The sequence below is a fragment of the Caulobacter sp. genome, assembly GCF_035254145.1.
In the GTDB taxonomy this organism is placed as follows: Bacteria; Pseudomonadota; Alphaproteobacteria; order Caulobacterales; family Caulobacteraceae; genus Caulobacter.
In genome coordinates this window covers 1-9,483 of sequence record NZ_DATFAV010000284.1, presented here as the reverse complement: position 1 = coordinate 9,483, position 9,483 = coordinate 1, and the positions used below count along the sequence as shown (strand labels likewise).

Below are 9,483 nucleotides of genomic sequence, written 5' to 3'. Positions count from 1 at the left end.
GAAGAGAAATGAGCGCTCCGAAGCGCTCAGCAGCCCAGGGCGGGCGGCTCGAAGCTCTCGAAAACCCACCCGCGCCGCCCCGCGTCGTACCGCGCATACATCGTGTAGAAGCAGCGATTGTAGGTGGTTGAAGCGGGCGTGAAGTCCACATGGGTCTTCGGACCGCCTCGACCGTGCGAGGTCTTTTCCGTCGCATGGCCGGACGAGGTCGTGGTGGTGACATCCATCCATTGGAAGGCGCGTCGCCCATCGGGCAGATCGAACTGCGTGTCGGGGGGACCGTATCGCGCCATGGCCGTTTCGACACCCTGTCCGACCATGCCCCTCATGATGTCCGCGGCGCAGCCCGTCAGGAGCGTACTCGCCGAGAGCAGCGCTAGGAGCAATCTTGGGTAAGCTTTTCGCATGGATGTCCAACCTTTCCAAAAAAGACGGGGGCGATGGCGCGCCGCGCCATCGCCTGGGCGCTAGAAGCGCAGAGCTCCGCCAAGCTGAACCTGAGCGGCCTTCACGCCATGGCCGAAGCTGGCCTGGTCGATCTCGGCGCGCAGCGAGAGCGCATTGGTCGCCGCGTACTCGGCGCCGAAGCCGTAGAGGATGCCGCTCTGGGTCTCCTTGTGTTTCAATGGCGCGAGCCCGCCCCCGGCGAAGCTGATCTTTTCGGTGGTTTTCAGCCACTGGTAGCCTGCTCGACCGTACAGAAGGACGCTCGTGCTCGGCATGATCCCAACTCGCGCCGAGGCATCGTAGGAGAAGCCGGGCTTCAGGCTATACTCGCCGGCCGCGGTGCGCGTCGCGAGGGTCTTGCCCCCACCGCCGACGCCGCCCTCGACGCCGAGCAGCAGCCCATCGCCGAGCGCCACGTCATAGCCGACATGGGCCCGATAGCCCGCTCCGCCTTGCCGTTCGTCCACCCTGCTTGGCCAGCCGGACACCGATCGCTTGGCTTGGATCGCTCTGAAATCAAAGCCCGCGCCGACCTTGAAGCCGGTCAACGCCTTATCGTCTTGCGCCGCAGCGCCCTGGACGCCGAGCAAAAGCGCGATCACCGCGCCAAGAAAAAGGGTCTTCATCTGCACCTCGCAACATACGAGCGGTCCCACCTGGGCGGCGATCCCGATCGCCCCGCTCGCCATGGACTATTTGGTGAAAATAAATTTCTGTAAAACAGAAAATAATTGCTATTATGTAATGATTTTCGCCACACCCCCTCGACGACGCTTTCCACGTAGAGTTTTCCGTGGGACAGAAACTTGTTTCGGTTTTCCAGGAGCGCTCTTCGTGTCAGTCACCGAGAACCCGACCTTGTTGCGCCCGGTGGCGCGGTGGAGCGGCTGGGCCGCGAACGCCTGCGTGGGCTTGGCGGCACTGTTTGTCATCGCGACCCTATGGAAGTGGGCGCTATCCACGCCCCACGCGATCCAGGTCGATCTGGATTTGCGACACGTCAATCTCTCCATCGAACGGCGAACTATTTGCGTGGTGCTTGGCGTTACGCCGGCGGTCGTTTTGGGTCTGGGATTGATGCGTTTGCGCGGGTCGTTCCAATGCTTTGCGCGGGGAGAGCTCTTTTCCTACCGCGCCATCGCCGGACTGAAGGATTTCGCGGCCGCGAGCGCGGCTTCAGTCCTTGTCGGCGCCGTGGTCGCACCGCTCATCTCAATGGTTGTGAGTTGGCGCGGCGGCAGCGACGTTGAAGCGGCCATGTCCATCGGCACGGGAAGCCTGACGCTCCTTTTGATCTCCATGGTGACTTGGATCTTCGGCCACGTTCTTGGGCTCGGCGCGCAGCTGGCGGCGGAGAACGACGCCTTTGTCTAATTCAACAGGTTTGGCTCCGACGATGCAGATCGTCGTCACCCTCGATGTCATGATGGCGCGACGAAAAGTAAAAGGTAAGGATCTTGCCGAACATATTGGTATAACGTACGCCAATCTCTCGCTCTTAAAGCAGGGGCGGGTCAAAGGTATCCGCTTCGAGACACTCATTAAAATATGCGACTATCTTGACTGCCAGCCTGGCGACATCTTGTATTTTGACCGGCAGCCAGGACGGAACGGGGATCGATCCGTGTAGGCGATCGAGGCCGCCCGTATTGAGCCTGAGCTTCGAGCGCATTTGGGAAAGATTGCGACGAGTTTCCGCGGCTCTTCAATGCCGCGCGATAAAGGGGCGCGGCGCTCGCTACCGAACGGAATGTCTCGTTTCTAGAGTGCTGCCGATGTCCGTTTCTTTTGAGGGCTTCGGATGCCGGCCCGCGCACAGGGTCTGCGGCGGGCGTTGAGGGCTGGCTTCCGAAAGCCTTCAGGGGAGGAAGCCGCGGTCAGGGCCCTGGGCGTGTCAGGTGATTGAACTAGGGACGGGTGGGGAGCGGCCGTTCCCTCGCCTTTTTCAAGCGGAGCGCGGAATGCATCTGGTTCGCAGAGAACTACTCACCGGCGTGCTAGGACTGGGAGTTGCAGCCGTCGGGGGCGCACGGGTCGCAGCGGAACCTGGCGCGACCGAGTCTGGCGACGTAGGGGACATCGTGGCCGTCGCTGGAGCGGCGCGGCTGATCGCCATAGGCGAACATGCCCACGGCGATCCCAGTTTGCTGGCGCTCCGGAATGGATGGATTCGTAAACTGATCGAACGCGGCCGCGTATCCGCGATCGCGCTGGAGACCGGCTTCGCCGAAGCCCTCGCGCTGAACGCGCTGGTCATGGGAAGGGCGACTGAGGACATTTCTGCGACGATTAATGCCGGAATGACCTGGGGTTTCGGGGCGTTGAAGCCGAACCAGGACCTCTTGGCCTGGCTATCGGCGCATAATGCGGGGGTGGAGCCTGAGAACCGTGTCGCTTTCTACGGCCTGGACCTCAGCTTGGCGGGGCCGACCGGATGCGCGCCGTTGCGTGCGCCTTTCGATCTAGCGCTTCGGTATCTGAAGGTCGCGGGGCACCCCGCAGCCGGCGACCTGGGCGCTCGGCTGGAACCCTTCCTGGCCAAGGCGCCGGCGTCGGGCGCGCCGTTCGCGATCGAAGAACGGCGAGCGCTACTGGCGCAGGCCGTTCGCCTGGAGAGGACGTTCGCCACCGGTCGCCCCCCGAGGTCCTCACACGATCGCCACGACTTCGACGAGGCGCGTCAGGCCGCCGTCACCGGGCGCTGGGCGGCGCAGGTCTTCGTCGAGGAACCGGCACCCGAACCGAGCATACCCGCCGGAGCGTGGCGACCGATGGCGACCCGAAACGCCGCCATGGCGCAGATCGTGTCCTGGATCGAACGCCGCGAGAGCCCGCGTGGGCGAACGCTGATCCATGCGCACAACATGCACGTGGCGAACGCCAGCCTGCGGGGCGGGCGCTGGGCGGCGCTGGATCGCCCGCCTTCAAGCCTCGGTCGTCATTTGCGGGCGATGTATGGTGCCGAAGCCTGTCTCGTTGGAACGAGCCCTCTGACGGGGCCGGGAAGTCTGGGAGCTTGGGCCGAAGCAGCGGGCCTTGCGAACACCTTAGTCGATCTCCGCAGACCCCACGCAGACAGCCTTGATCGGGAGCAATCCCTCACCACCGACGCAGACAGCGTAGTGCTCCTCACGCCGTCGAATGCGTTCGACGCCATGGCCTTCCTTTGAAGTGGCGCTCCCCTGAGGATGCGTTCGGTTCAACAATCCGGTTCGAAAGGAACTAGCACAGCGCCAGTAGCAGCTACGGTTGACACCGTATGGGACCATACTTTAGGTCCAAAACCTCTCAGGCTAGGATCTGCAAGCCGTGCTTTTGCACGATCGCCAGCAGTTTGAGCGCCACGCCGCTGGGCTTCTTGGCGCCGGCCTCCCACTTCTCCACGGTGCTTTCGCTGGTATTGAGATAGCGGGCGAAGACCGGCTGGCTGACATGGTTGCTCTCCCGGAGCTGCTTGATCTGCGCGGGCTCGATCATCGGCGGCACGGTAAGGCACGTCGCGTCGAAGTCGCGCATCGTGGCCTTGTCGATCGTGCCGGCCCGGTACATCCCAGCGACGTTGTCATGGATCGCCTCGAAGGCGTCGCTCTTAAACTTGCGCTTGGTCACGACAGATCTCCACAATCACCTTGGCTTCTAGCTCCTTGTCGATCTCCACGTCGGTCTTCTCGGCGTAGAGGTCGGCCAGCTTGCGGAAGGCCTTCAATTCGTCGTCGTCGATATTCGCCCTGTCCTTCTTCGCGAACAGATAGGATACACCCAGTACTTTCGGCCCTTGGCCAGGATGATGCTGCGGCTGCGGTTCTTGTCGAGGCGCTTCTTGAACACCCCGCCACCCAGATCATCGGCCTGGCCTGCCATGGCCGCCGCAACCGCCGCGCAAAGCTCGCTGTCCTTGATCAGCGCTTTCTTGGCCGCCTTGGTGAACCAAGCCGTCTTGAAGACCCGCGCGACTTCCTTGGCCTCGGTCATGAGAAATATGTAGCACTTAGTGCTATCCTATTCAATGGCGAGAACACGCGCATCATGACGCGCTCAGGGCGTCCACGCTGATCAGGCAGCGCTTTCCGCCCTTGGCTTTCTGAGCTGCGGTTACACACCGAGCCAGCACATCGCGGTTTTGTTCAACGATCCGCCGCGCGACTTGCATCTCCTGCCAACGCTGCGGGTCAGCAACAGCCAGCAGTCGCTCGCCGGTCGACCACATATCGCGGTGAAGCACGCGCGCCGCCCTTCTCTCGGACCAAGCCCACTGCTCTGGGGCCGCCTGTACAACGATGATCGGAAAGCTCGCGCCAAGAACTGCTCCTCCGATCACACCGACCGCCGCCGCCTGCAACAACCGCCAGTTCTGCACGCTGGCCAACCGCGCCGTATCGACCCAGCCACGCAGATCGCCGGCCGCCCGCTGAAGCATCTCCTGGGCCTGATGCAAGGTCGCGCGGTCCTGCCGCCGGGCCTCATCACCGGCCGCCGTGATCTGCTGCGCGATCTCAGCGGGCGTAGCCGCCAAGGCCGGACTCGTCGCCAGCTTTCCTATCCGCCCAACTGCGACCCTCACGCCTTGAGCGATCTCCCCCAGGGTCTCGCTATAGTCCGGCGTCGATGCTCGTTCGGCGGCTAGCCCTGCCAGAGCGACGTTCAACAAGGCCACCTCCCGCCGCAAGGCCTCGAACGCCACCGCCGCCGGATCTACCGGCGCTTCTGATCCGATGTCCTGATCCATCCCATCCTCCTACAAGCCAAGTCCTCGGCCACGACCGATGCCGAGGTAGTCAGAAAGGCTCTGCCCCACGCTGCGGCTCATCTCGGCGGGAAGCCCAAGCTCCAGCCGACGAGGGCGCAGCAGCGACTCCACCTGCGGGTCGCGCTCCAGGCTTTTGGCCATAGCGCCCATACGGTCCTTGACCTGGCCGGCGCCGGTCATGTCGCCCGCGCGATGCAGGGCTGAGCGCTGCCGCTCCAGACCCTGCCAGCGCTCGACGAAGCGATCGGCGCGCAGACGCGGATCGGCGCGAACCTCGGCCTCAAGCTGAAGGACGCGGATCGCTCGTTGCGTGCGGCCCGAAGCGGTCTCGCCGACCAAGGCCGGATCGCGGACATAGGCCCGCTCCAGATCCTTGGCCGCGTGCGGGCCGATCCTTCCCACGGCCTCGCGCGTCTGCTCCAGCGCCCGCCGCTGATGGGCGAGCACCGGCAAGCCGCGGTCGTTCATGCGCATGACGTCGGCCGCGGCGCGGGCGTGGCGCTCGATCGCCTGGCGCTGGGCAAGCTGGTCGGCATCGCGCGCTGGCGCCGCCGGCTGACGCGCCAGACTGGCTGGCCGGAACCCAGCGAACATGCCGCGCTCGCGCCGTAGCGGCTCCTTGGGCCGCATCGACGCCGGCACGTGAATGTCGCGCCGCTCGGCGAAGTCACTGGCCATGTCCTTGGCCCGCTCGCGCGACAGCACGCGGGTCAACTTGCCGAGATCCTCGAACTCGTCACGGCCGTAGTGGACCTGAACGCTGTCGCGGTGGCGCGACAGGGCAACATAGGCGCCGTGGCGATCCAGGCCCGGCGTCGCCAGCACATGGGTGCGATCAACGGTGACGCCCTGGCTCTTATGGATGGTGGCCGCATAGCCGTGATCGACCTGGGCGTAGTCCTTGAGGTCGAAGGTGACCGAGCGCCCCGCGTCGGGACGCCCGGCGTCGAGCCGAACGGTCATCTGGGTGGGCGAGACCTGCTCGATCTCGCCGAGCATGCCATTCTTCACGCCCAGCCCGCGATCGTTCTTCAGGAACATCAGCCGATCGCCGGTCGCAAACGAACGCTCGCCACGTTCGGCCTTCACCGTCACGTCGTCACCCAAGGCGCCGGCCTGGCGCAGCCGATCCCGCGCCGTCAGGTTGAGATCGCGAACTTCGTCATTGGTGTGGGTGAGGATGATCCGGCTCTTGCCCGGCTCGGCGATGCGGTCGCGACCCCACCGCTCGACCAGATCCTCGCGCGCCTGATCACGAGTCTCGGCGGCATGGACCATCCCGCGCGCCTCGTAGGACGCCAGCGCCTCGCCGGTCCGGCCGGTGGCCAGATGGCGGGTGGCCTCACGCTGCCAATCCTCATGCTGCCGCCGAACCTGGGTGATCTCGACATGGGAATGACGCTCGGCGATCGACCGGAACGCCGCGCCGGCCTCGATCGCCTGAAGCTGCTCGGGATCGCCAACCAACACCACCTTGGTCCCGGCCTTTTCGGCGGCTGACAGCAGCCGCTCCATCTGCCGCGAGCCGATCATGCCGGCCTCGTCGATGACCAGCACGTCGCGCGCGTCCAGCAGCTCGCGGCCCTGCGCCCATTGATGCTCCAGACTGGCGATGGTGCGAGACGCGATGCCCGATCCGCCCTCCAAGTTTTCGGCGGCGATGCCCGACAGCGCCAGGCCCTGGACGCGATAGCCGGCGTCCTCCCAGGCCTCCCGCGCCACGCCCAACAGCGCTGACTTGCCGGTACCCGCATAGCCGACCACCACGCCCAGATCGCGGGTTGCGGTGACATGCTCGAACGCCGCCTTCTGCTCACCCGACAAGACCAAGCCGCGTTGCTCGGCCCGCGCCAAGGCGCAGCGCTGATCCAGTTCGCTGACTCGGTGCGCCCGACGCTCGGCCATCACGGCCGAAGCGCGGTGCAGGCGGTCCTCGACCGCGATCATCTCGCGGCTGGTGAAGCGATCCTGGCCGCATCCGTCTTGGCCAAGGGCGACCATTTCGGGCGAGGCCTGCACCGCGCTCATGGCCCGGTCGAACTGATCCTTACCGTCCGAATGTCGGTGGATGAAATTCGCCAGGTCGTAGCGGGTGAACGTCGCCTGCTGGTGAGTGATGGCGTCCAGGGCGATGCGCGGATCGGCGATGATCTTCTCGCCGTTATCACGGGCGATGCGGTGATGGTCTTCGAGCCGCTCGGTTTCGACGCCTTCGCCGGCCATACGTCCGGCGGCCGGGCCGATCTTGTGCTGTGGCTCAAGATCGATGCCTTGATCTTCGAGACTGCGATTATCGATCCGCGCGTCGATATCGAGCAGCGCCAGCCGCTCGTTGACGTGGTCGGCCCAGGCCTCGCGCCAATGCTGGACCAGTTCGGTGCGGTTCCAGTCACGGACCTTGGCGCCGAAGCCCTCTTCGCCGGCTTCGCGCCCAACCACTTCACGCATAGTCAGCATGACGTGGGCGTGCGGCTTGGCTAGGCCATCGGCTCCGATGTCCCAATGCACATTGAGATCGGCGACCATGCCGCGATCGACCATCTCGCGCTGGACGAAGTCGCGGGCCAACGCGACGCCCTGCGCTTGATCCATCTCCCGGGGAATGGCGAACTCGACCTCGCGGGAAAGCTGGGCGTCCTTGCGCTTCTCGCCGGCCTCGACGGTGTTCCACAGCGTGGCCCGGTCGGAGAGCTGCTCGGGCGCGCCATCCGGCAGCATGACCTCGGAATGGACGACGCCGCTCTTGTTGGTGAAGTCATGATCGCGATCCAGCCGCTCGTCGTGGAGCCGCGAGGCCGAGCGATAGGCGGCCGAGGCCACGGCGCTGGCCCCGGTGGCGCGGCTGATGACTTTGACGGAGAAGTGGTAGATCGCCATGGCGACAGACCACGTACTACTCTGAGCGCACGTCGGCACGACGTATAAGCGCGCCCTCCCAAGAAAGATTCTCGGGAGGGACGAGGCCGTCCCAGTGTGTTCCGGCGACCTTACAGCATTCCCGGACCGTCTGCTTTACGATCAGCGCATCATCGAAAACCGGAGACTTGGGATGCGCAAACCACGAGACTTCGACGCCGAACTGAAGATCCTCGAAGACAAGGCCAAGACACTGAAGGATCGCAAGGTCAGGCAGCTTGGCGAGCTGGTGATCGCCACTGGCGCCGACGTCCTCGACATCGATACCCTGGCCGGTGGCCTTCTGGATCTCGCCGACGCTGCAAACGCCGCCCGAAAGGAAGCCTGGAGGAAGCGCGGCGCAGGGTTCTTTCGCGGCGGCCCGAGCGCCCCTGCGCCCCGCGCTGGCGGCGAGCAATGACGCCGAGCGCCGAGCGAAAGCGGCGCGCTATCGCCTGGAAGCCCAGCAGTCCAGGCACGATACGCGGGCGTGGGTGGTGAAGCGGCGCGAGCGCACCCGCCACCTGATCGAGCTGGGCGGCCTGGTTCAGAAGTCCGGCCTCGTCGAACTGACTGGCGATGATCGCGCCGCGCTCTACGGGGCCTTCACGTTCCTGGCAGCCATGTTGAAGGCCGACGACGCCGAGCACACCCTCGCGCTCTGGTGGCGCGGCGGAAAGCGGGCGTTCGAGGCTGAGGCTCGCTCCGCGTCGTAGATCCGCTGAGCGATCGTCAGGCCTTGTCGGCGCCTTCGTCGTCAGCCATGGCGCGGACGAGATCGAGGACCTGCCGACGGACGCGACCTCGGCCGATCTTCGGGAACATCTCGGCCAGTTCCAGGCCTTCGGGTGTGTTGAGGAACTCGGTGACGACACGCTCGGCAGCGGCGCCAACCTCATCGACCTCGTTGGTCATCGGGTCGGCGAGGCCGTCGAAGAAGAACGACACTGGGACCTGGAGCGTTTTGGCGATCTCGTAGAGCTTGCTGGCGCTGACGCGGTTGGCGCCGCGCTCGTACTTCTGGATCTGCTGGAAGGTGAGCCCTAGCGCATCGGCGAGCGTTTCCTGGCTGACGCCCAGCATCTTGCGGCGCATGCGCACGCGGCCTCCGACGTGGATATCAACGAGGTTAGGCATGCGGGCTTCAGGCGTATCGGTCACGAAAGTCTCCATGGTCGGATCACCGGCAACGCCGCCGATCCGGAAAGTGCTTGCGGCGCAGAAACGCCCCGAAGCGTGGCTTTTCAAGGTCGTTCTCCACTCGCGCTAGTCGCGTGTGGATTCGACGTGTCCGGATCAATCGGCGATGCTGGGGAATGTCCAAGTACGATCCCCTGTCGGGTCATCTGCGTCGCCAGCGTCAAGAAGAACTCGAACTGACCTTCGCCGAGATC

Annotated in this window: 13 protein-coding genes; 5 read left to right on the top strand and 8 right to left on the bottom strand. The window is 64.9% G+C overall.

The window, feature by feature from the left end; all coding sequences use genetic code 11:
* Nucleotides 1–26 precede the first annotated feature (26 nt).
* Together VJ655_RS17270 and VJ655_RS17265 are read right to left on the bottom strand one after the other, a co-directional pair.
* Complete coding sequence (locus VJ655_RS17270; protein ID WP_324113219.1) at nucleotides 27–293, bottom strand: hypothetical protein; 267 nt, start codon at nucleotides 291–293, stop codon at nucleotides 27–29.
* 174 nt (nucleotides 294–467) lie between these two features.
* Complete coding sequence (locus tag VJ655_RS17265; protein ID WP_324113217.1) at nucleotides 468–1,136, bottom strand: outer membrane beta-barrel protein; 669 nt, start codon at nucleotides 1,134–1,136, stop codon at nucleotides 468–470.
* A gap of 145 nt (nucleotides 1,137–1,281) precedes the next feature.
* Between VJ655_RS17265 and VJ655_RS17260 the strand changes: the two genes are divergently transcribed.
* The 3 genes from VJ655_RS17260 (at nucleotide 1,282) to VJ655_RS17250 (ending at nucleotide 3,617) form a co-directional block, all read left to right on the top strand.
* Nucleotides 1,282–1,821, top strand: a complete 540-nt coding sequence (locus VJ655_RS17260) for a hypothetical protein (protein ID WP_324113215.1) — start codon at nucleotides 1,282–1,284, stop codon at nucleotides 1,819–1,821.
* Nucleotides 1,822–1,843: 22 nt separating this feature from the next.
* A complete protein-coding gene (locus tag VJ655_RS17255) occupies nucleotides 1,844–2,077 on the top strand; it encodes a helix-turn-helix transcriptional regulator (RefSeq protein ID WP_324113213.1) in 234 nt (77 codons plus the stop codon).
* Nucleotides 2,078–2,528: 451 nt separating this feature from the next.
* Nucleotides 2,529–3,617, top strand: coding sequence for an erythromycin esterase family protein (locus VJ655_RS17250; RefSeq protein WP_324113211.1), 1,089 nt, complete (start codon nucleotides 2,529–2,531; stop codon nucleotides 3,615–3,617).
* 118 nt (nucleotides 3,618–3,735) lie between these two features.
* On the opposite strand, the gene VJ655_RS17245 is transcribed toward VJ655_RS17250, so the two are convergent.
* From VJ655_RS17245 to traA, 5 genes are read right to left on the bottom strand one after another with little or no spacing between them, the layout of a single operon-like run.
* A complete protein-coding gene (locus VJ655_RS17245; protein ID WP_252632425.1) occupies nucleotides 3,736–4,056 on the bottom strand; it encodes a helix-turn-helix domain-containing protein in 321 nt (106 codons plus the stop codon).
* A complete protein-coding gene (locus tag VJ655_RS21135; RefSeq protein WP_324113209.1) occupies nucleotides 4,037–4,153 on the bottom strand; it encodes a hypothetical protein in 117 nt (38 codons plus the stop codon). The genes VJ655_RS17245 and VJ655_RS21135 overlap by 20 nt, the downstream gene beginning before the upstream one ends.
* Nucleotides 4,150–4,419 carry a type II toxin-antitoxin system RelE/ParE family toxin gene (locus VJ655_RS17235; RefSeq protein WP_324113207.1) on the bottom strand — a complete coding sequence of 90 codons (270 nt, stop codon included), beginning with the start codon at nucleotides 4,417–4,419 and terminating at the stop codon, nucleotides 4,150–4,152. Before VJ655_RS17235 ends, VJ655_RS21135 begins: the two co-directional genes overlap by 4 nt.
* A 52-nt stretch (nucleotides 4,420–4,471) precedes the next feature.
* Nucleotides 4,472–5,173 (bottom strand): DUF6118 family protein, encoded by a 702-nt coding sequence (locus VJ655_RS17230; protein WP_324113205.1) that lies wholly within the window; start codon nucleotides 5,171–5,173, stop codon nucleotides 4,472–4,474.
* 9 nt (nucleotides 5,174–5,182) lie between these two features.
* On the bottom strand, nucleotides 5,183–8,071 hold the full coding sequence (gene traA / locus VJ655_RS17225) for a Ti-type conjugative transfer relaxase TraA (protein ID WP_324113203.1): 2,889 nt from the start codon (nucleotides 8,069–8,071) through the stop codon (nucleotides 5,183–5,185).
* 94 nt (nucleotides 8,072–8,165) lie between these two features.
* On the opposite strand from traA, the gene VJ655_RS17220 reads away from it, so the two are divergent.
* Together VJ655_RS17220 and VJ655_RS17215 are read left to right on the top strand one after the other, a co-directional pair.
* Nucleotides 8,166–8,510, top strand: coding sequence for a conjugal transfer protein TraD (locus VJ655_RS17220; protein WP_324113201.1), 345 nt, complete (start codon nucleotides 8,166–8,168; stop codon nucleotides 8,508–8,510).
* A gap of 76 nt (nucleotides 8,511–8,586) precedes the next feature.
* Nucleotides 8,587–8,805, top strand: a complete 219-nt coding sequence (locus tag VJ655_RS17215; RefSeq protein ID WP_324113199.1) for a conjugal transfer protein TraD — start codon at nucleotides 8,587–8,589, stop codon at nucleotides 8,803–8,805.
* A gap of 16 nt (nucleotides 8,806–8,821) precedes the next feature.
* Here VJ655_RS17215 and VJ655_RS17210 read toward each other — a convergent pair whose 3' ends face one another.
* Nucleotides 8,822–9,226 (bottom strand): helix-turn-helix domain-containing protein, encoded by a 405-nt coding sequence (locus VJ655_RS17210; RefSeq protein ID WP_414646996.1) that lies wholly within the window; start codon nucleotides 9,224–9,226, stop codon nucleotides 8,822–8,824.
* Nucleotides 9,227–9,483 lie beyond the last annotated feature (257 nt).

What these genes read in the sequence shown, in the direction of transcription:
- VJ655_RS17230 (WP_324113205.1), bottom strand. Translation starts at nt 5,173, where the DNA reads ATGGATCAGGACATCGGATCAGAAGCGCCGGTAGATCCGGCGGCGGTG.
- traA (WP_324113203.1), bottom strand. Translation starts at nt 8,071, where the DNA reads ATGGCGATCTACCACTTCTCCGTCAAAGTCATCAGCCGCGCCACCGGG.
- VJ655_RS17210 (WP_414646996.1), bottom strand. Translation starts at nt 9,226, where the DNA reads ATGCCTAACCTCGTTGATATCCACGTCGGAGGCCGCGTGCGCATGCGC.
- VJ655_RS17235 (WP_324113207.1), bottom strand. Translation starts at nt 4,419, where the DNA reads ATGACCGAGGCCAAGGAAGTCGCGCGGGTCTTCAAGACGGCTTGGTTC.
- VJ655_RS17270 (WP_324113219.1), bottom strand. Translation starts at nt 293, where the DNA reads ATGGCGCGATACGGTCCCCCCGACACGCAGTTCGATCTGCCCGATGGG.
- VJ655_RS17265 (WP_324113217.1), bottom strand. Translation starts at nt 1,136, where the DNA reads ATGGCGAGCGGGGCGATCGGGATCGCCGCCCAGGTGGGACCGCTCGTA.
- VJ655_RS17255 (WP_324113213.1), top strand. Translation starts at nt 1,844, where the DNA reads ATGCAGATCGTCGTCACCCTCGATGTCATGATGGCGCGACGAAAAGTA.